This window comes from Pseudomonas sp. IT-P44 (assembly GCF_949768225.1).
Taxonomy (GTDB): domain Bacteria; phylum Pseudomonadota; class Gammaproteobacteria; order Pseudomonadales; family Pseudomonadaceae; genus Aquipseudomonas; species Aquipseudomonas migulae.
In genome coordinates, this window is sequence record NZ_CATKQM010000090.1 from 218,447 (window position 1) to 239,292 (window position 20,846).

16 protein-coding genes, 1 other RNA gene and 3 pseudogenes are annotated in these 20,846 nt (G+C 58.3%); 12 read left to right on the plus strand and 8 right to left on the minus strand.

The annotated features are described in order from the left end of the window. Positions 1–8 precede the first annotated feature (8 nt). The 8 genes from ACM6IO_RS28950 (at position 9) to ssrA (ending at position 9,104) form a co-directional block, all read left to right on the plus strand. Positions 9–1,703, plus strand: coding sequence for a lactate permease LctP family transporter (locus tag ACM6IO_RS28950; RefSeq protein ID WP_192227687.1), 1,695 nt, complete (start codon positions 9–11; stop codon positions 1,701–1,703). A 151-nt stretch (positions 1,704–1,854) separates the two neighbouring features. Further along, positions 1,855–2,679: a (Fe-S)-binding protein gene (locus tag ACM6IO_RS28955; RefSeq protein WP_414912670.1), complete on the plus strand. Its 825-nt coding sequence runs from the start codon at positions 1,855–1,857 to the stop codon at positions 2,677–2,679. Continuing rightward, positions 2,676–4,130: a LutB/LldF family L-lactate oxidation iron-sulfur protein gene (locus ACM6IO_RS28960; RefSeq protein ID WP_192227686.1), complete on the plus strand. Its 1,455-nt coding sequence runs from the start codon at positions 2,676–2,678 to the stop codon at positions 4,128–4,130. The genes ACM6IO_RS28955 and ACM6IO_RS28960 overlap by 4 nt, the downstream gene beginning before the upstream one ends. Then, positions 4,130–4,801: a LutC/YkgG family protein gene (locus ACM6IO_RS28965; RefSeq protein ID WP_414912671.1), complete on the plus strand. Its 672-nt coding sequence runs from the start codon at positions 4,130–4,132 to the stop codon at positions 4,799–4,801. Before ACM6IO_RS28960 ends, ACM6IO_RS28965 begins: the two co-directional genes overlap by 1 nt. Beyond that, a complete protein-coding gene (locus ACM6IO_RS28970) occupies positions 4,798–7,608 on the plus strand; it encodes an FAD-binding and (Fe-S)-binding domain-containing protein (RefSeq protein WP_414912672.1) in 2,811 nt (936 codons plus the stop codon). The genes ACM6IO_RS28965 and ACM6IO_RS28970 overlap by 4 nt, the downstream gene beginning before the upstream one ends. Positions 7,609–7,738: 130 nt before the next feature. Further along, positions 7,739–8,011, plus strand: a complete 273-nt coding sequence (locus ACM6IO_RS28975) for a hypothetical protein (RefSeq protein WP_414912673.1) — start codon at positions 7,739–7,741, stop codon at positions 8,009–8,011. Positions 8,012–8,342: 331 nt separating this feature from the next. After that, on the plus strand, positions 8,343–8,597 hold the full coding sequence (locus ACM6IO_RS28980) for a hypothetical protein (protein ID WP_008036550.1): 255 nt from the start codon (positions 8,343–8,345) through the stop codon (positions 8,595–8,597). Positions 8,598–8,710: 113 nt separating this feature from the next. Then, positions 8,711–9,104: a transfer-messenger RNA gene (gene ssrA, locus ACM6IO_RS28985) on the plus strand. 363 nt (positions 9,105–9,467) lie between these two features. Here ssrA and ACM6IO_RS28990 read toward each other — a convergent pair. The 3 genes and pseudogenes from ACM6IO_RS28990 to ACM6IO_RS29000 all read right to left on the minus strand — a co-directional run. Further along, positions 9,468–11,078 (minus strand): hypothetical protein, encoded by a 1,611-nt coding sequence (locus ACM6IO_RS28990; protein ID WP_414912674.1) that lies wholly within the window; start codon positions 11,076–11,078, stop codon positions 9,468–9,470. A gap of 320 nt (positions 11,079–11,398) precedes the next feature. Then, a pseudogene (locus ACM6IO_RS28995) lies at positions 11,399–11,512 on the minus strand (hypothetical protein); the annotation flags it as partial. An 18-nt stretch (positions 11,513–11,530) separates the two neighbouring features. Further along, a pseudogene (locus ACM6IO_RS29000) lies at positions 11,531–11,638 on the minus strand (transcriptional regulator); the annotation flags it as partial. Positions 11,639–11,721: 83 nt separating this feature from the next. Between ACM6IO_RS29000 and ACM6IO_RS29005 the strand changes: the two are divergent. Next, positions 11,722–13,128: a DUF2252 domain-containing protein gene (locus tag ACM6IO_RS29005; protein ID WP_414912675.1), complete on the plus strand. Its 1,407-nt coding sequence runs from the start codon at positions 11,722–11,724 to the stop codon at positions 13,126–13,128. Positions 13,129–13,764: 636 nt separating this feature from the next. Beyond that, positions 13,765–14,025: a DUF6124 family protein gene (locus ACM6IO_RS29010; RefSeq protein ID WP_008029850.1), complete on the plus strand. Its 261-nt coding sequence runs from the start codon at positions 13,765–13,767 to the stop codon at positions 14,023–14,025. 20 nt (positions 14,026–14,045) lie between these two features. Here ACM6IO_RS29010 and ACM6IO_RS29015 read toward each other — a convergent pair whose 3' ends face one another. Both ACM6IO_RS29015 and ACM6IO_RS29020 read right to left on the minus strand, forming a co-directional pair. After that, complete coding sequence (locus ACM6IO_RS29015) at positions 14,046–14,909, minus strand: phosphatase PAP2 family protein (protein WP_008029852.1); 864 nt, start codon at positions 14,907–14,909, stop codon at positions 14,046–14,048. Positions 14,910–14,917: 8 nt separating this feature from the next. Beyond that, a complete protein-coding gene (locus tag ACM6IO_RS29020) occupies positions 14,918–15,589 on the minus strand; it encodes a histidine phosphatase family protein (protein ID WP_223435491.1) in 672 nt (223 codons plus the stop codon). Between the two features lie 393 nt (positions 15,590–15,982). On the opposite strand from ACM6IO_RS29020, the pseudogene ACM6IO_RS29025 reads away from it, so the two are divergent. Continuing rightward, positions 15,983–16,861, plus strand: a pseudogene (locus ACM6IO_RS29025) (methyl-accepting chemotaxis protein); the annotation flags it as partial. Between the two features lie 201 nt (positions 16,862–17,062). Beyond that, the gene (locus ACM6IO_RS29030) at positions 17,063–17,767 is read left to right on the plus strand and encodes a methyl-accepting chemotaxis protein (RefSeq protein WP_404943245.1); all 705 of its coding nucleotides are present in this window, start codon (positions 17,063–17,065) and stop codon (positions 17,765–17,767) included. Between the two features lie 171 nt (positions 17,768–17,938). Here the strand turns inward: ACM6IO_RS29030 and ACM6IO_RS29035 are convergent, their stop codons facing one another. The 3 genes from ACM6IO_RS29035 to ACM6IO_RS29045 form a co-directional block, all read right to left on the minus strand. Next, positions 17,939–18,307 carry a glyoxalase superfamily protein gene (locus ACM6IO_RS29035; protein ID WP_192227667.1) on the minus strand — a complete coding sequence of 123 codons (369 nt, stop codon included), beginning with the start codon at positions 18,305–18,307 and terminating at the stop codon, positions 17,939–17,941. 156 nt (positions 18,308–18,463) lie between these two features. Then, positions 18,464–19,939 carry an N-acyl-D-amino-acid deacylase family protein gene (locus ACM6IO_RS29040; RefSeq protein ID WP_414912676.1) on the minus strand — a complete coding sequence of 492 codons (1,476 nt, stop codon included), beginning with the start codon at positions 19,937–19,939 and terminating at the stop codon, positions 18,464–18,466. A 1-nt stretch (position 19,940) separates the two neighbouring features. Next, positions 19,941–20,801, minus strand: a complete 861-nt coding sequence (locus ACM6IO_RS29045) for a MurR/RpiR family transcriptional regulator (protein ID WP_008029861.1) — start codon at positions 20,799–20,801, stop codon at positions 19,941–19,943. Positions 20,802–20,846 lie beyond the last annotated feature (45 nt).

A 20,846-nucleotide genomic window follows, 5' to 3' on the forward strand; every position in this document is an offset into this window, starting at 1 on the left:
CACCCCATATGCAAACCTGGCAACAGCTCTATACCCCGCTCGGCAGCCTCGGCTTTTCCGCGCTCGCAGCCGTTATCCCCATCGTGTTTTTCTTCCTGGCGTTGGCCGTGTTCCGACTCAAAGGGCACGTGGCCGGCAGCATCACGCTGGCCTTGTCCATTGCGGTGGCCATCTTCGCGTTCCAGATGCCGGTCGATATGGCATTCGCCGCCGCCGGGTATGGCTTCGCCTACGGCCTGTGGCCGATTGCGTGGATCATTGTCGCCGCCGTGTTCCTCTACAAACTGACGGTCAAGAGTGGTCAGTTCGAGGTGATTCGCAGCTCCGTCCTGTCGATCACCGACGACCAGCGTTTGCAGGTGCTGCTGATCGGCTTCTGCTTCGGTGCATTCCTTGAAGGTGCAGCCGGTTTCGGCGCACCGGTAGCGATTACCGCCGCCCTCCTGGTAGGACTCGGCTTCAACCCGCTGTACGCCGCAGGCCTGTGCCTGATCGCCAACACCGCGCCAGTGGCCTTCGGCGCCTTGGGGATTCCGATCATCGTGGCCGGGCAAGTGACCGGTATCGACGCGTTCAAGATCGGCGCCATGACCGGTCGCCAACTGCCGCTGCTGTCGCTGTTCGTGCCGTTCTGGCTGGTGTTCATGATGGACGGCCTGCGCGGCGTGCGGGAAACCTGGCCAGCAGCACTGGTGGCCGGTTTGAGCTTCGCCATCACCCAATACTTCACGTCGAACTTCATCGGCCCGGAACTGCCGGACATCACCTCGGCCCTGGCCAGCCTGATCTCCCTGACGCTGTTCCTGAAAGTCTGGCAGCCGAAACGCGCCGCAGGCCAACACATCGTCGGTGCCGTTTCGGCCTCTGTTGTGACCGCCAGCGCCGGCGGCTTCGGTCAGCCGCGCACAACCGTGGCCTCGCCTTACAGCCTCGGTGAAATTTTCAAAGCCTGGTCGCCGTTCCTCATCCTCACCGTGCTGGTCACCATCTGGACCCTGAAGCCGTTCAAGGCGATGTTCGCCGCCGGCGGCTCGATGTACGGCTGGGTGTTCAACTTCGCCATTCCGCACCTGGACCAAATGGTGATCAAGGTCGCACCGATCGTGACCGCTCCGACCGCCATCCCGGCCGTGTTCAAACTCGATCCGATCTCCGCGACCGGCACGGCGATTTTCTTCTCCGCGCTGATCTCGATGCTGGTGTTGAAGATCAACGTAAAAACTGGTCTGACCACTTTTAGAGAGACATTCTACGAGCTGCGTTGGCCGATCCTGTCCATCGGCATGGTGTTGGCGTTTGCCTTCGTCACCAACTACTCGGGCATGTCGTCGACCATGGCGCTGGTATTGGCAGGCACCGGCGCGGCGTTCCCGTTCTTCTCGCCGTTCCTCGGCTGGCTGGGTGTGTTCCTGACCGGTTCCGACACCTCGTCCAACGCACTGTTCAGCTCGTTGCAAGCCACCACCGCGCACCAGATCGGCGTCAACGACACCTTGTTGGTGGCGGCAAACACCAGCGGCGGCGTGACCGGCAAGATGATCTCGCCACAATCGATCGCCGTGGCCTGCGCCGCGACCGGTCTGGTCGGCAAGGAATCGGACCTGTTCCGTTTCACCCTCAAGCACAGCCTGTTCTTCGCAACCATCGTCGGCCTGATCACCTTGGCTCAGGCCTACTGGTTCACCGGCATGCTGGTGCACTAAGTACTACAAGAAAAAACGCAAAAACCGACGCCGGACCACGATTCCGGCGTCAGCTATTCACAACCCGGTCTGTAAGGCTGCTGAAAGAATCTCTCTCTATATTCAGCAGCCTCAGCGGACGGATAACCGGGACCACCCGGAGACACGCCTGATGAGCGAGCTTTTTTACAACGCCGTGCCGAACGCGACCCGCGTCGCCCCGCCACTGCCCAAGCCTCGGCAATATCCCAGCGAAAAACCGGCACGGGTCTACCTGTTCGGGACCTGCGTGGTTGATCTGTTCTACCCGGAAGCCGGGATGGATGCGATTCACCTGCTGGAACGCGAAGGCATTCGTGTCGAGTACCCGCAAGGGCAAAGCTGCTGCGGGCAACCGGCCTACACCTCCGGTTACACCGACCAGGCCCGGACCGTGGCGCGCGCGCAACTGGCGCTGTTCGCTGGAGATTATCCGGTGGTGGTGCCGTCGGGATCGTGCGCCGGCATGTTGCGCGAGCACTATGCCGACTTGTTCAAGGACGAGCCGCAAACGTTGAAACAGGTTCAGGCCCTGGCGGCCCGGACGTATGAGCTGGCCGAGTTTCTGTTGTTTGTCTGCAAGGTGCAGCTCAAGGACAGCGGCGAACCGGTCAAAGTGGCGTTGCACACATCGTGTTCGGCACGTCGTGAGATGAACACCCACTTGCACGGCCGCGAGTTGTTGGCGCAGTTGGGGAATGTGGAGCGAGTCGACCACAGCCATGAAAGTGAATGCTGTGGCTTCGGTGGGACTTTCAGCGTCCGTATGCCAGACATTTCCGGCGCGATGGTGGCTGACAAGACCCGGGCGTTGAAGGAATCCGGTGCGCACAAGGTACTCAGTGCCGATTGCGGTTGCCTGATGAACATCAACGGCTCGCTGGAGAAACAGAAGGACGCGTTACGCGGCCAACACCTGGCCAGTTTCCTTTGGCAGCGCACCGGAGGTGTTCAATGAACGCTTCCGCGATTATTCCTACGGTTGCCGTAGAAGAAGATTTCCGCACCCGTGCTCACACGGCATTGGGTGACAAGCAACTGCGAAACAACTTTCGCACTGCGATGGATTCTCTGATGACAAAACGGGCAGCGTCCTTCAGCGATGCCCATGAAAGAGAACATTTGCGAGCACTGGGCAATGCTGTCCGCGCCCGTGCGTTATCGAAGTTGCCCGACCTGCTCGAGCAACTTGAACAGAACCTGACCCGCAACGGTGTGACAGTGCACTGGGCGGAAACGGTGGACGAAGCCAATGGCATCGTCCTCTCGATCATCCGCGCTCACGAGGGGCGGCAAGTGATCAAGGGCAAATCGATGGTCAGCGAAGAGATGGAGATGAACCATTTTCTCGCTGAACGGGGCATTGAATGCCTGGAATCGGACATGGGCGAGTACATCGTCCAGCTCGACCACGAGAAGCCTTCACACATTATTATGCCGGCGATCCACAAGAATGCCGGTCAGGTCGCGTCCTTGTTCCATGACAAACTTGGCGTGGAATACACCAAGGACGTTGACCAACTCATTCAGATCGGTCGCAAAGTCTTGCGGCAGAAATTCTTCGAAGCGGACATCGGCGTCTCCGGCGTCAACTTCGCCGTGGCCGAAACCGGCACCCTGCTGCTGGTGGAAAACGAAGGCAACGGGCGCATGACCACCACGGTGCCGCCGGTACACATCGCCGTTACCGGCATCGAAAAAGTCGTGGAAAACCTGCGTGACGTGGTGCCGCTGGTGTCACTGTTGACCCGCTCGGCCCTCGGCCAGCCGATCACCACCTACGTCAACATGATCTCCGGCCCACGCAAGGCCGATGAACTCGATGGCCCGCAGGAAGTGCACCTTGTGCTGCTGGACAACGGTCGCAGCCAGGCCTTTGCCGACAGTGAATTGCGCCAGACCCTGAACTGCATTCGCTGCGGCGCCTGTATGAATCATTGCCCGGTCTACACTCGAATCGGCGGCCACGCCTATGGGGAGGTTTACCCTGGGCCTATCGGAAAAATCATCACGCCGCACATGGTCGGCCTGGCGAATGTCCCGGATCATCCGAGTGCGTCGTCGCTGTGTGGTGCTTGCGGCGAAGTCTGTCCGGTAAAAATTCCTATCCCTTCCCTACTGCGTCGCCTGCGGGAAGAGAACGTCAAAGCCCCGGACAGCCCGCATCAAGTGATGCGCGGCCAGGGCAGCAAGTATTCGCGCAAGGAGCGTTTTATCTGGAATGCCTGGGCGAAACTCAACAGTTCGCCGACGCTGTATCGACTGTTCGGCTTTGTCGCTACGCGTCTGCGCGCCCTCGCACCGAGCAACGTCGGCCCATGGACGCAAAACCACAGCGCCCCGAAACCGGCTGCCCGCTCACTGCACGACATGGCCCGCGAGCATCTGGCCAAACAGGGAGACCGCTGATGAGCGCCAAGCAAAACATCCTCGCCAAGTTACGGAAAAGTCTGACCGGCACCACGCCCGTGCCTGACGAGTTCGACGTCGAACTGGTGACAGCGCCGTACACCTACGCCCCCGAACAACGCATTCCGCAGCTGCGCAAACTGATGGAAGCGGTGCACACGGAAATCCATCTGACGTCCGGCGAAGCCTGGCCTTCGTTGCTTGCTCACTTACTGCGGGATCGTCAGTTGCCGAGCCTGTTGATCGCGCCGACGACGCCGCACGGTCAACGTGTCACTCAGCACTGGGCGAAAAATCCTGGCTTGCCGACGCTGCAGGCCTACGACCGTCCGGTGGAAGAATGGAAAGCCGAGCTGTTCAACGACACACCGGCCAGCCTGACCACCACCCTCGGCGCAATCGCCGCGACAGGTAGTCTGATTCTCTGGCCGACGCGGGAAGAACCACGCTTGATGAGCCTGGTGCCACCCGTACATTTCGCCCTGCTCAAGGCCAGTGAAATCCGTGACAACTTCTATCAGGTGCAGCAGGAGTTCAACTGGGCTCACGGCATGCCGACCAACGCGCTGTTAGTGTCCGGCCCATCGAAAACGGCCGACATCGAACAAGTCCTGGCTTACGGTGCCCACGGCCCGAAAGACCTGGTGGTTTTGATCCTGGAGGACCAATGACTCTACCGGCGACTTTCCTGCGAGATGCGCAGCAACTGATACCTCAAGAACGACGGTTCGACGACCCGCTGTCGACATTGGCGTTCGGCACCGATGCCAGTTTCTACCGGTTGATTCCGCAACTGGTGATCCGCGTCGAGTCTGAAGATGAAGTGGTGGCGCTGCTGAAACTGGCGCAACGGGATCAGGTTCCGGTGACCTTCCGCGCCGCCGGCACCAGCCTGTCCGGCCAGGCCATCAGCGATTCGGTGCTGATCGTGCTTGGGGATAACTGGAACGGACGCGAGATCCGCGGCCACGGCACGCAAATCCGTCTGCAGCCAGGCGTCATCGGCGCGCAAGCCAACGCGTGGCTGGCGCCGTTCGGACGCAAGATCGGTCCCGACCCGGCCTCGATCAACGCCTGCAAAATCGGCGGTATCGTCGCCAATAACGCCAGCGGTATGTGCTGCGGCACGGCGCAAAATACCTATCACACGCTGGCCGGGATTCGCCTGGTGCTCGCCGACGGCAGCCGTCTCGACACCGAAGATGCGGCGAGCGTCGCGGCGTTTCGTGAGAGCCACGCAGCGCTGCTTGAACGTTTAGCGACACTGGGCCGCGAGACCCGCGCCAATTCCGAACTGGCTGCAAAAATCCGCCACAAATACCGTCTGAAAAATACCACCGGCCTGTCACTCAACGCCCTGGTGGATTACGACGAGCCTGTGGATATCTTGAGCCACTTGCTGGTGGGTTCCGAAGGCACGCTGGGGTTTATCAGTGCCGTGACCTACGACACAGTGATCGACCACCCGAACAAGGCGTCGGCGCTGATCGTGTTCCCGGATGTGGAGACCTGCTGCAACGCCGTCACCGTGCTGAAAAGCCAACCGGTGTCGGCCGTGGAACTGCTCGACCGTCGCAGTCTGCGTTCAGTGCAGAACAAACCCGGCATGCCGGATTTCGTACAGCACCTGTCGAATAACGCCTGCGCGCTGCTGATCGAATCCCGCGCCGCGTCGTCGACTTTGCTGCACGAGCAACTGGCGCAAATCATGGCGTCGCTGACTTCGTTCCCAGTGGAAAAACAGGTCGACTTCACCGAAGACCCAATCGAGAACGCCCGCCTCTGGGCCATTCGCAAGGACACCTTCCCCGCCGTCGGCGCGGTGCGCAAAACCGGCACCACGGTGATCATCGAAGACGTGACCTTCCCGGTAGAACAACTGGCCATCGGCGTGAATCGTCTGATCGAGTTGTTCGACAAGCATCACTACGACGAAGCGATCCTTTTCGGACACGCGCTGGAAGGTAATCTGCACTTCGTCTTCACCCAAGGCTTCAACAACCCGGAAGAAGTCGCACGCTACCAGGCGTTCATGGACGACGTGGCGCAGTTGGTCGCGGTGGAATTCGGCGGTTCGCTGAAAGCCGAGCACGGCACCGGTCGCAACATGGCGCCGTTCGTGGAACTGGAATGGGGCAGCGATGCCTACCAGTTGATGTGGCAGCTCAAGCGCCTGCTCGACCCCAACGGCATTCTCAACCCGGACGTGGTGCTCAGTGACGATCCGCAGATTCACCTCAAACATCTGAAGCCGTTGCCGGCCGCCGACGAGATTGTGGATAAGTGCATCGAGTGCGGTTTTTGTGAGCCGGTCTGCCCGTCGAAAGGCCTGACCCTGAGCCCGCGCCAGCGCATCGTGATCTGGCGAGACATTCAGGCAAAAAAACGCGCCGGCGTGGACACCACGGAACTCGAAGCCGCTTACGAATACCAGGGCATCGACACCTGCGCCGCCACCGGCTTGTGCGCACAGCGTTGCCCTGTAGGAATCAACACTGGCGAGCTGGTGAAAAAGCTTCGCAGCCGTAAGGCGACGCATACGAAAACCGCCAACTGGCTGGAAGGCAATTTCGCCACCGCGCTGCAAGGCGCCCGTTTCACCCTGCATGTGGCCAATGGCGCGCGGATGCTGTTGGGGGCACCACGTCTGGCGAAGCTTTCGGCAACGCTGACGAAGTTGTCCAAAGGTCAGGTCCCACAATGGACCAACGCCATGCCGCAGCCGGAAAAAGCCATTCGCTTCAGCCCGATCGTGTCGGACGAGCGCCCTCGCGTGGTGTACCTGGCGGCTTGCGTCTCGCGGGTCATGGGGCCTGCGGCCGGTGATAAAGAGCAAATGTCGCTGTACGACAAAACCCGTGGCCTGCTGGAAAAAGCCGGTTACCAGGTCGTCTTTCCGGACAATCAGGACAGTCTCTGCTGCGGCCAGCCGTTTGCCTCCAAGGGCTACGCCGAACAGGCCGAACACAAGCGCCAGGAACTGATTGGCGCACTACTGCACGCCAGCCGTGGCGGGCTCGATCCGATCTACTGCGACACCAGCCCCTGCACCTTGCGACTGGTTCAGGACCTGGGAGAGGTTCGACTGGACCTGTACGACCCGGTGCGTTTCATCCGTACGCATTTGATGGATCGTCTCGACTTCACACCGCAGGAAGCGCCCATCGCCGTGCATGTCACGTGCAGCACTCAGCACCTCGGGGAAAGCCAGGCGCTGATTGATCTGGCGCGCAAGTGCAGCAAAAACGTGGTCATTCCCGAAGGCATTCACTGCTGTGGATTTGCCGGCGACAAGGGCTTCACCACGCCGGAGCTGAACGCCCATTCGCTGCGTACGCTCAAGGACGCGGTGCAACAGTGTAGCGAGGGGATTTCGACCAGCCGCACCTGTGAGATCGGTCTGACGCAACATGGCGGAATCGACTACCACGGGCTGGTCTATCTGGTGGATCGGGTCACACAGCCGAGGGGCATCTGAAGAAAAATAGAACCCTGACGAAACGTCGTAGTCCACTGGTTAAGCCCGGACATTGCCGGGCCTTACCCAACCTCGGCAGCCCGTTCTGATGGCCAGCAAATGCGTGGACCCTCAGATCAAGGAGATACTCATGAAACGTTCTGTACTGTTAGGTCTGTTCGTTACTGTCTCGCTGATGGCGTCCCCCTCGTTTGCCGCTGAAGACCTCTGTGCGGTCAACATTAAAACCATCGAAAATGCCAAGGCCCAGACGCCTCCGGAGATGGCTGATCAGGTAATGGACAGCGTCAAGCAAGCCAAAGCCGATCAGGCAAAAGGCACCAAGGAAGGGACTGACGACTGCATCGCCGAGACAGAACAAACGATCAAGCAAATCAAGGACGCGAACAAAGGCGGGAAGTAACCCGGCACAATGCCAACCTTCGGGTGGGCTTTCCTGGCGTTCAACTCGCAGGCTTGTTGCTCATCAAGATTCACAGAGCAACAGGCCAGGGAGCGCTCAGGATGGCTCCACCCAATGCGAAACAAACCAAAACCCGCTAACTGCGGGTTTTGTTGCTTCTGGGGTTTGGGCATGCATGGACCTTTTTTCCATAGCCTTTGGGTGAAAAGCGAATTCTTGCGCAGCGTCGTAGTCTTTTAGTTAGGGCCGATCAATCGTGGCTTGTTTTTCGACCTCGGCCGAGCCCCCGCCCCTATGGCAGCACCAAGACTACCCGTACAAGGAAATACCCATGAAACGTACCGCGATCGCTGGTTTGCTCATGTCTGCTGCACTGTTGGCTTCTCCCGTATTTGCAGCGGACAACGACCTTTGTACGAGCAAGCTGCAACAGCTCAAAGCCAAAGTGAATGCACTGCCGGCGAGCCCTGACAACACCACAATGGAGATCAAAAGACTGCTGGCCAGCGCCGAAGCTTCAAAAGCTGCCGGGGACGACAAAAAATGCGTCACCGAGGCCACCCAGGCATTGTCGCTGGCAAACTGAGCAAAGATCCCAACCCATGATCACTCGCGCCAAGCATCGGGTGGCCTTCTGAGCCACGTTGGCGTACACTGCGCAGGCTTGCTGCTCACTTTGATTCACAGAGCAACAGGCACGGGGCCGTTTAGGATTCGACGCCGGTCGCGAAACTTTAGGTGCATGCCGAGTTGGTAACAGAACTCGTAAATCCACTGTTGCAACTTCTTATAGTTGCCAATGACGAAACCTACGGGGAATACGCTCTCGCTGCGTAAGCAGCCTTAGCCCTTCCCTCCTGGTACCTTCGGGTCCAGCAATCATCAGGGGATGTCTGTAAACCCAAAGTGATTGTCATATAGAACAGAATCGCCGTGCAGTACGTTGTGGACGAAGCGGCTAAAACTTACACAACTCGCCCAAAGCACCCTGCCCGTCGGGTCGCTGCGGGTTAACTTAATAGACACGGCTACGCATGTAGTACCGACAGCGGAGTACTGGCGGACGGGGGTTCAAATCCCCCCGGCTCCACCAAACAAGCTAGACAAAAAAGGCACTTGGCGATTATCGCAAGTGCCTTTTTTGTGTCCGCATGGTTGGGCTTCGCTCGTTGATCAGTCGCCAGGCAGCCTGACGAAAGGAGCAGCGTCTCTTCAGGATCGCGCATTCGCTGCAACATCTCCCCCCACATCGCCATCAGTCACAATGGTTGGCTATAGCAACGCCTTGATCACGCGTTGTCGCTGAAAATAAAGAAAGCCGTAAATCCTCGGAAAATTGAATTTTTACGGCTTTTTACCTGGGCGCTCTCCATTCAATTCGGCCAACCACCTAAAACGCCAGACCTACATACGCGGTGCGCCATAGCAAACGATTTGATGAGTACATGACCCACGACTACTTCAGGATTTCGCATCGGACCCTATTCAGTACATAAGGACCGAACTGTTGCGTGCTTAAATATTTCAAAACACCGCCATGATGCTCACCGCAATAAACATCAAGATACTCAAGCATCTTTTCACTGGATATCACGGGCACTCCAGCCTTATCCAGGAGCTTATCAACCATCCCTCGGCCTCCTGCAGCCTCTGAAAAAGCGACTGAAAAAGGCGCAAGCGTAGAAACGCCCAGACCGTAAAACTGATACTGCATCGCCGTCGTTGCAGCGCCCATTACAGGATAAATAGCTTCAAAGGGCACACCAACACCCCATACAACTATCGGATAATCAGGGAAGTCGTGAAAAGACTCACTGGCTGCTACTATTCTATTTTTTGAGCCTTCAACTTCCGGATATAAATTTGCCACCGTGATCAACGCAGCTACAAGCGGAATAGCGACACTCAATTTTTTGCGCCACCCCGAAGCCATCACAGTAAAAAACGGAGCAATTAACAGCAAGCCGACAAGTGGAACATATACCCGCAAGATCCCAGGGCGCCCCAACAACCCAAATGCAAACATCGCAGAAACACACAAACCCCAACTTACCGCCAATCGCCAACTTGGCCTGATTAATAGCAACGATAACGCAGCCAATACAGAAACCAAGAGCACAGGATGCCACAAGACCTGGAGTCCTAGCCAACCGTTACCCAGTGCAATGTCCTGAGTCGGCACGGAGCCCAACTCGTCCAGCATTGCCTGTAATACTTGCGGCTTTGCAACAACTGAATCCACAAAAAACCAGTTCTCTATCAGGCTTACATCATTAGAACTGTAACCATGGTGCGATAGAATATCCTGCCGCTGCTTAAGGTTTTCTGCAGCACCAAAATCCGTAAAAGGGGCGCGCGCTGGGTTAAGCTCACTGAATGCTCCCCATTCGTCGCCCTGATAGGCTCGGTGGTCGATGAAGGCTGCTACTGCCACCGCCAAAGCGAGAACAACAAAAGAAATTTTCGCCTGTTTTAGTAAAAGTATTTTTTTCCAGCGAAGTAGCGGCCATGCAACGAGAAGCACCAGCAAAAATTCATGACTTCTAATCATATAGCTAAAAAAGGCTAGAACACAGCCGTACACCAACATTCGAAAATCACGTTCCCTCTCATACAAATGCCAGCAGACAAATGCGGCCACCATCAAAAAACCAGAGTTAATGGTGAATTGAGGAAAAAGTGTTGGGCGCGCAAGCAAAAGTATCAAGACAGACAAACAACCCAAGTAACTCACGCCAAGCCGGAACAGCCCATTAACAATAAACGCCCCAACTACAACCAGAGTCCCCATGGTAGCAATGGAATAACCTAATACACCATTAACTTCCGGAATAAATCGTACAAAGTACCCCCACAAAACGTTTGAAAACATAAGGGTCGGTGGAGAACCACTGGATGCTATGCCGTAACCATGAGCGATCATCGACATTGCAACATCATCATTTGTTTCCCATATCGGAAACAACAACGAACAAAGCAACAATACAAAACAAGTGACCAGAGCGAAAGAGCCGGCTAAAATCAGGCACTTCGAATTCATGACTGGCTTAACTTTAAAATCAATCACAAACTTCCACCATTTCTTCCACAAAGACAACCAGCATGACGACATCCTTTGCTGCAGTGCGACCACTGTTATTTTTTTAACAACTATTAAATTAGACGATACTTTACAATAAAGCCCTGCGCTCTACCTATTGTTTTTCTAAAATATTTCGGTATCAGCCGGCTGTTAAAACAGTACCACGATCCGGACGTCTACTCATACTGGTCGTGTTTTTTGTTGAGATCCCACCACTCTCGGTCGACGTAATGTCCTGGCTCAGAAAAAGGCTCCTGGTGGTTTTCCCAGTGCCTTTTTTTGTGCCAGTAGAATCGCCAACGAGACTACATCAACGCGTCGTACTCCAGGTCTTCCAGCGCCGTGGCAGTCGTTGCAGCCCCAACAACGCACACCAGCAACGACAGCGTGAACCCGTACCCAAAGAAGCCTCGGTCAAGGCGAATTACCGCCCTTCAGTAAGCAAGCATGCTCACCGAAAGAGCGCCCTTCTCCACAGCAATGACTTTGCGCCGCGTCAATCGGGCAAGTTCGGCGAGTTTCGCTTGCGTGAGGCCACGATTCATACGCTTTCTGCGTTTTTTTCTATGAACGAAGTTTCATGGCCCTCCTACACTCAATCCGCACAAGCCCACAACGCAGAGTCGCCATGACCACCCTCAAAGACCGCTTGAAGCAAGGCAAGGACGCTCGAAAAAACTGCCCTCGCAGTGCTCAGGCGGCCACCGGAAAAACCAATCGTGACCCGCTGCCACTGATCAAGCGCTCCAGCGAGGGACGGGTCAATTCTCTGGTCGAGTTGCGCTACGGTCGCATGCTGGTGTCGCCATTCACCTTTTATCGCGGCAACGCGCTGTTGCAGGCTCACGACCTGGCCGGCACGGCGAACATGGGTCTGGTGTCGACGATCTGCGGTGACAGTCACTTGATGAACTTCGGCGGTTTCGCCACGCCGGAACGCAACCTGCTGTTCAGCGTCAATGACTTCGATGAGGCCCATCCCGGCCCCTGGGAGTGGGATGTCAAACGTCTGGTGGCGAGTTTCATGGTGGCCGCCCGTGACCTGCGCCACGGCGAAACCGTGGAAGAAAACGTCTGCCGCGAAGTGGTCGCCGCGTATCAGCAAACGATGCTCGAATGCGCGGAGCAAAGCGCGTTGGAGACTTGGTACGAGTCCATCAGTTATGACGATCTGCGGCAACAGGCGAGTAAAGCCACGCTGGAGCACGTGGAGCGCGCCATCGCCAAAGCCGAGCGTCGCACCCATGCCGAATTGTTGCCGAAAATCAGTGAACGTGACGCCGCAGGCCGTCTGATCATTCGCGATGACCTGCCGGAAATTTTCCATCTGCACAAAAACACCACGCTGCTGGATGCCGACGATGACTGGCTGCGGCTCGCGGACTGGCGACCGCTCTACGAGACGTTCATGAGTGAATATCGGACGACCCTGCAAGCCGACCGGCGCGGGCTGTTGTCGCGCTTCAATGTTCAGGACCTGACGTTCAAAGTGGTCGGTGTCGGCAGTGTCGGCACGCGCTGCCTGGTGGCGCTGCTGACTGACGAGCAAGAGTTCCCGTTGTTCCTGCAATTCAAGGAAGCACGGCGGTCGGTGCTCGCCGATTACGTGAAGGCCAAGTCTCGCGTGCGGCATAACGGACAGCGCGTGGTCGATGGCCAACGGCTGATGCAGTCCGCCAGTGATCTGTTCCTCGGCTGGACCACCGGCCCCAACGGTCGCCATTTTTACGTGCGTCAGTTGCGCGACATGAAAATCTCCGCCGAACTGGAAACCTTCGACGCCGAAGCCTTTGCCGCCTACGGCCGAATCTGCGGCCGCGCCCTCGCCCGTGCACATGCCAAATCCTCCGGGCACGCCGCGCAGATCAGCGGTTACATCGGCAAAAGCGATGCGCTGGCCGATGCGCTGTTCAAGTATGCGAAAACCTATACCGAACAGAATGACCGAGACTTCGAACGCTTCCAGCAAGCCTGTCGCAAGGGGCGTTTGCGGGCACGGTCGGAGGCGGACTTTGCGGCCGATCATTTGCCGTAAGCCCCGACTTTGCCGCGGCGCAGATGAATTTTTCTTCACCCCATCGCGCCCCGGCAACCGGTACATTGCGCTCGCTCATTCAAGAAACTACGGTTTGCCCGCCCTCCCGCGGGCTTTTTTTTTTTGGTTCTTCACGGATTACCGGGAAAGACGCTCTTGGTCTTCATGAAAAAGAATTCGCTGTCCCGGTAACCGTACGCCATCCGCTTGATGACTTTGCTCACGGATTACGCGTACGACCGCAGTCGCCTGTAGGAGCGAGCCTGCTCGCGATGGCGGCTTCACTGTCGATAAAAATGTCGTCGTCATTGCAGGACATCTCCTACCAAAAACGAAGAAAACGCCCACAGATTTTTAAGGTTGTTGCTCGGAAGCGGGCTCTTTAGTCTTTGCTTGTCACTGAAAACTCAGTGATCGGGTGTGAGAACCTGGCAACTTATGGTCATACAGAGCCTGTAACCGCATAATCGCGCCAGCTTATCCGCTGTCCGCAAATGCGTTATGGCGGCTGTGTGCGGGCAGACTTTGGTCTGGCCCGGGTGTCCATAACCGGTTTTCTCACCCCGCACATAGCTGCCACCTCTTAGCCGCGTGAGAAACGGCAAGCGGCGGCTCCAACGCAAAAGGAAAATTTGTATGGACAAATTAATCCCCGACCCCCCGACTACCTCCCCATACCGCCCCAGCCCCTTCTTCACGATCCTTCCCGACATCGGTACTGAAAACCTCCTCGCCCATGCCTGCGAGTCATTGGCATCCGCCAGCGTCATGACCAGCGATTTAGCCACCTACCTCGATGGTTCACAGCGCAACACCGCGCTGGCCATTGCGCAGATCATCATGCTGGCAGAGCTGGCAGTGAACCAGGCACTGGATAACGTTGATCCGCAGGAGTAGGCAGGCATACCGCGTCATCGTTAATCGCGAGCAGGCTCGCTCCCACACTGGACCGCGTTCCCTTGCGGGAGCGAACCTGCTCGCGATGACGGACGGCCAGCCGACAGTGATGTCATCTGATCCACCGGCACATCCAGCCGCGCTCGCCCATAAAACGCCAACGCCGTCAGCAAACACGCCAGCCACACGAAGATCCCGGCCCAGAACGTGTGGGACATGTAGTGCCAGCCTTGCAGGACCCGCGTCGTGCCGTAGACGAAACCGAGCAGCAGCGAGCCGTACATCAGCGCTTTCGAATAGCGCCAGCGATAGCGGCGCGCCACGAAGTACAACGCCAGCATGGTGAACCCGCCCGAAGCATGCCCGCCCGGCCAGCAGCGCCCCTCACCGGCTTCCCTGAACAGTTGGAAGTTTTCGTACCACTCCATGTGGGCAATTTTCCCGCCATACAGGGTCGTTTCAATCGGGCAGTACACGCTGGTGTGCGCCTTGAGGAAATGGATCACCCCGGTGCAAATGGCAAACGCGAACACCACAAACAGAAAATCCCGACGATGGTCATAGGCAAACTTCAGCACCGGAGCGGCTTTGCTCCGCTCCAGGAATCGGCCAAGACGCGGACGCTTTTGCGGGTTGATCAGCGGCCAGACAAACGACAGCATCGCGCCGATCAAGGCAATTTCAGCAGTCCAGTTCGGAATGATGCGCGCCCATTTATGGGTGAGCTTTTCAAAGAAGTGAACCTGGTCGAGCGGGAAGGTCTGGGTCAGCGGATCAAAAAAAAGATTACTGAACGCGATGTCGATCTTGGTCATGTCGAACATCAGAAAAACGACGGCTGCGCAGGCCAGTGGAATACCAAAGTTGAAGTAGTAAAAACGCATGGGATTACTCATTGGCTGGTCACCGAGCGCCAGTCGGAAGCTTCGATATAACCAAGCATTCGCGGCGCCTGTAGCGATTCGGCGGAGATAAACAAAGAGGCGCCATAGCCAAGAGTGGCCGTCGGCAGCTTGAGGCCTTTCTCGATCTGCGCCATACATTCACTGTGGGTCACCAGAATCAGATTACGCCCTGGCACTTTGTGCGCCAGCGCGTCACGCAACATAGTGCCCTTGCAATTGATCAACCACTCCTCATGAGTACTCACCTTGTTGAACATGTAGGAGGCCGTCTGCGCGGTCCGCATCATCGGGCTGTTGTAAATGTCAGCCTCGCCCAGGCCGAGCCTTTCGAATTGCGCACCGACACTCACGGCGACGCTGCGCGAACGATCCGTGATGCCGTCATTGCCCGTCAGACACGCGGCCGTCGAGTGATCGCAGCGCTCGACATGGCGCACCAGCACAATCATGTCGCCCTTGGCCCAACCGGATAACAACGCCCGGGCGCCCGAGACATTGCCATGGGCCAGGTCCGGAACGGCGGCAGGCCGCAACAGCCAGACGGTCAACGGGATCACCAACAGCGCCGAGGCGAGTACCACTGCGGTGTTTCGATAGCGGGTAAAACGGCTCAGATCAATCGAGCGTTTGACCCCGAACAGACTCAGTCTCAATTCCACATCAGGCCGCCTCACCGGCATGCATCACTTACATTCGATGCCGCGAGGGTAGAGAGGCTCGCGTCGGCAGCCGGTGAAACCCATGTGAAAAAAAGCTTAAGCCCCCTGCAAAAACTTTTGTTACAGAACCGTCTGACAAAATCCTTTCAGCTCTCGCGATTGCTGCCGATACAGACCTGCTACACACCCTTGGCTACCAAAAACAACAATCTTCCAGCCAACCGACGACCAAAAGCGCAACGTTCCTGGAGGAATTTGATGAATAGCTGGTTCGGCAACATCAGCGTGAACATGAAACTGGGCCTGGGGTTTGGCCTGGTCCTGGCACTGACCTGCGTCCTCGCCCTGACCGGCTGGACGAGCCTGGGCAGCCTGATTGACCGCAGCAACTGGATGAGCGACATCACCCAGCTCAATGCCGGCCTGACCAAACTGCGTGTGGTTCGCTTGCAATACATGCTGACCAACGGCGATGAAACCACCGCGCAGAACGTCCAGACCACCCTGGATGCGTTTGCCGCTCAGCAACAAGCGCTGCTGGTGAAGTTCAAGAGCCCGGAAAACCTCAAGCTGCTCAAAGAGCAAGGTACGCAAATTGACGCGTACAAAACGTCCCTGAACAAAATGCGCAGCGCCTACCGTTCCGGCAACAGCGCGCGCGACGCCATGGGCGCCAACGCGGAAAACGCGAATTCGCTGATCAACGCCATCAGTACCCGCGTACAACAAATGCCGTTGAGCGATCAGCGCTTCGAACAATTCCAGGCCATCACCGCCGCCAAGGAAGCGTTCATGCTGGCCCGCTACGAAGTGCGTGGTTATACCGCGACCACCAACGCCGAGACCGAGCAGAAAGCCGTCGGCCAACTGGACGCGGCCATCGCCAGCCTGAAACAACTCAATGTGCAATTCGCCGACACGATGCTGGACGAGTTGCGTCAGCTGGAAACGGCATTGAGCAATTACCGCAGCGCTTTGCAGGCTTATAAAGCCGCGAGCAACGATGCTGTGCAGGCGCGCAAGGAAATGACCGATCAGGGCGCCGCCATCGTGACCCTGAGTGAGCAGCTGTATCAGATCCAGCTCGACCGTCGTGACGCCGAAAGCGCACAAGCCCGCACCCTGCAACTGATCAGCACCTTGCTGGCGTTGCTGGTCGGGATCATTGCCGCCGTCATCATCACCCGCCAGATCACCCGCCCGCTGCGCGACACGCTGGCAGTGGTCGAGCGCATCGCCGGCGGCGACCTGTCCCAGGACGTCAAAGTGACGCGCCGCGATGAACTCGGCGTATTGCAACAAGGCATCGCGCGCATGGGCGTGACCCTGCGTGACCTGATCAGCGGTATCCGCGACGGCGTTACCCAGATCGCCAGCGCCGCCGAAGAACTGTCCGCCGTGACCGGGCAGACCAGCGCCGGCGTTAACAGCCAGAAGATCGAGACCGATCAGGTGGCCACCGCCATGCACGAGATGACCGCCACCGTGCAGGAAGTCGCGCGCAATGCCGAAGAAGCTTCACAAGCAGCGGCCGCCGCCGACGGCGAAGCCCGCGAAGGCGACAAAGTGGTCAACGAAGCCATCGCCCAGATCGAGCGTCTGGCCAGCGAAGTGGTGCGCTCCACCGAAGCCATGAGCGTGCTGCAACACGAAAGCGACAAGATCGGCAGCGTCATGGACGTGATCAAGGCCGTGGCCGAACAGACAAACCTGCTGGCGCTCAACGCTGCCATTGAAGCGGCACGTGCCGGTGAAGCCGGTCGTGGTTTTGCCGTGGTGGCCGACGAAGTGCGTGGCCTGGCCCAGCGTACGCAGAAATCCACCGAGGAAATCGAAGGCCTGGTGGCCGGTTTGCAGAACGGTACGCAACAAGTGTCCGCCGTGATGAACAACAGCCGCGCCCTCACCGACAGCAGCGTCGCCCTGACCCGCAAGGCCGGCGTATCACTGGAAAACATCACCCGCACGGTGTCCAACATCCAGTCGATGAACCAGCAGATCGCTGCCGCCGCCGAACAGCAAAGCGCCGTAGCCGAAGAGATCAGCCGCAGCATCATCAACGTACGCGACGTGTCCGAACAGACCGCCGCTGCCAGCGACGAAACCGCTAAATCCAGTGTTGAACTGGCGCGGTTGGGTAATCAGTTGCAGATGATGGTGAGTCACTTCAGGGTTTGAGTCACCCTCATTCGTCGACAAGCGGCGCTCCCACAGGATGGCACCAACCCTGTAGGAGCCGGCTTGCTGGCGATTGCGGCGGATCCATCAACATGGATTGCGCCTGACACACGGCTATCGCCAGCAAGCCGGCTCCTACAGATCAATGGCGATCAATCTGTCAGACCGTACTCAGACACTAATCGCATTGGTAAACACCAACCGATTCCCGAACGGATCGCTGATGGTCATGTCCTGGCTACCCCACGGCATGGCCTGGATCTGTGGGTGCGAAAACGTGTAGTCCTTGGCCAGCAATTGCTGCTGAAACGCCTCCAGCTCATCGGTCTCGATGCGCAGCGCCGAGCCCGGTGTGCTGTCGCCGTGATGTTCCGACAGGTGCAACACGCATTCGCCCCGGGAGACTTGCAGGTACAGCGGGAAATTCGGCTCGAAACGGTGCTGCCAGTCGATCTTGAAACCGAGGAAGTCGACGTAGAACTCCACGGCCTTGTTTTCGTCGAAAATCCGCAGGATCGGGGTGGTTTTGCCGAAGCTCATCAAGTTGCTCCCAGACTGGTAAGGCCCAGAGTGTAGCCGGGCTAGTGTCAGCGCTTCGGCTTGGCGATGGCTTTCTTTAATTGCAATGTGCCACCACGTGAAGCAGTTCAAAAGATTTGTCGACTGGCTGATCGCTTTCGCCGGCAAGCCTGGCTCCTACAGGGGTTTGTGGAGGCTCTGAAAACCGTCACGCAAATCGCCTTGCCGCGCCAGGAACCGCCCTTCTCGTTTCCCGTTCGCCTGCCCTTCGCTGTAACTCAACACACCGTTGACCCACACCCCGTCGATGCCTTCTGCCGCCCGCTGCGGATCGTTGAAATCGGCGACATCACGAATCGTTGCAGGATCGAACAACACCAGGTCAGCCCAATGCCCTTCACGGATTTCACCGCGCTCCTTCAAGCCGAATCGCGACGCGGACAACCCGGTCATTTTGTGTACCGCGGTGTGCAGCGGAAACAGCCCGACATCGCGACTGAAATGTCCGAGGACGCGTGGGAAAGCGCCCCACAAACGTGGATGCGGGAATGGGTCTTCCGGCAAGCCGTCGGAACCGACCATCGACAGCGGATGCGCGAGGATGCTTCGTACATCCGACTCGTCCATTCCGTAGTACACCGCGCCAGCCGGTTGCAGCCGGCGAGCGGCTTCCAGCAGCGGAACGTTCCACTCGGCGGCGATATCCATCAGGTCGCGGCCACCAAGTTCCGGGTGCGGCGTGGACCAGGTGATGGTGATGCGGTGCGCATCGGTCACTTGCTTGAGGTCCAGGGTCGAAGAACTTGCCGCGTAGGGATAGCAATCGCAGCCCACCGGGTGGGTTTTCGCGGCCTCTTCAAGTGAGGCCAACAGTTGCGGACTCCGCCCCCAGTTACCGGCGCCGGCACATTTGAGGTGGGAAATGATCACCGGTGATTGCGCATGACGGCCGATCTGGAACGCCTCGTCCATGGCCTCCAGCACGGGCTCGAATTCGCTGCGTAAATGGGTGGTGTACACCGCGCCGAACGCGGTCAATTCTTCGGTCAGTTGCATCACTTCATCGGTGGACGCCGAGAACGCGCTGGCGTACGCCAGACCGGTGGACAGACCCAACGCGCCGGCTTCAAGGCTTTCACGCAGTTGCTCACGCATCGCGCTGATTTCATCCGGCGTGGCCGTGCGAAACAGGTCGTCGAGGTGATTGCTGCGCAACGCGGTGTGGCCGACCAGAGCGGCGACGTTCAACGTGGTGTTTGCCGCTTCGACCGCCGCGCGGTAGTCGCGGAATGTTGGGTAAACAAAGGCCGCCGAGGTGCCGAGCAGGTTCATCGGGTCTGGCGGATCGCCCTTCAAACTCACCGGCGAAGCGCTGATCCCGCAGTTGCCGACGATCACCGTGGTCACGCCCTGGCTGAGCTTGGGCAGCATTTGCGGCTGGCGGATCACCACCGTGTCGTCGTGGGTGTGCACGTCGATGAAACCCGGTGCCAGCACTCGGCCCGCGGCGTCGATTTCTTCGGTGGCGGTGGCGTCGTGCATGTCGCCGATGCGCTCGATGCGGCCGTGCAGAATCGCCACGTCGGCGGGGTAACCGGGGGCGTTGCTGCCGTCGATGATCAGGGCGTTGCGAATCAGCGTGTCGTACATCATGTCAGTCTCCCAGCGGCAAGTGATCGTCGCCGCCGCGGTAATCGTCGAGGGCGAGTTTGATCCGCCGCAGACGTTCTTGATTGTCTTCAGGATTGGCCAGCGCCAGCTCGGTTGCGAGCACGTCGATGGCCAGCAGCATGCCGTAGCGCGCCGCCGTGGGTTTGTAGATGAACGAGGTTTCCGCACTTTGCAGCGGCAGCACGATGTCGGCCAGTTGCGCCAACGGCGAGTCGCTGCGTGTGATGGCCAGAATTCTTGCGCCGTAGTTGCGGGCCAGTTCCACCGTTTCGAGCAACTCGGGGGTGATGCCGGTCAGCGAGCAGACGATGACCACGTGCTCGGCACTGAGGCTGGCGGCGGTGACCCGCATCATCACCGGGTCGTGGCACACCGAAATCGGGTAGCCGAAGCGCACCAGCCGCACTTGCAGTTCATCGCTGCACAAGGTCGAGCAACCGCCCATGCCGAAGGCATGAATCATCCGCGCCTTGCCCAACAGTTTCACCGCGTCGGCGAAGCGCGACTCGTCGAACGCCGACAAGTGCTGACGCAACGTCGACTCGATATCGCCGACGATCTGCCCGTAGAACGCCGACTGATCGGGCGTGCCCGCCGGGTCGAGAAAACGGCTGCCGACGCCGCTGGCCTGAGCCAGTTGCAGGCGCAGGTCGCGCAAGTCGCGGCAACCCACCGTGCGGGCGAAACGCGACAGCGTGGCGGTGCTGACTTCCGCTCTCAGCGCCAGCTCGTCGAGGCTGGCAGCAGAAGCAAATCCTACGTCGTCGAGCATCAGCCGCGCGATGCGCCCTTCGCCGGCGCTGAAGGAATCCTGACGGGCGCGGATCTGGTAGAGGATGTCCATGGCAGGCGACTCCGGTTAAATCAGGTAAGAAAGACCCACGGTCAA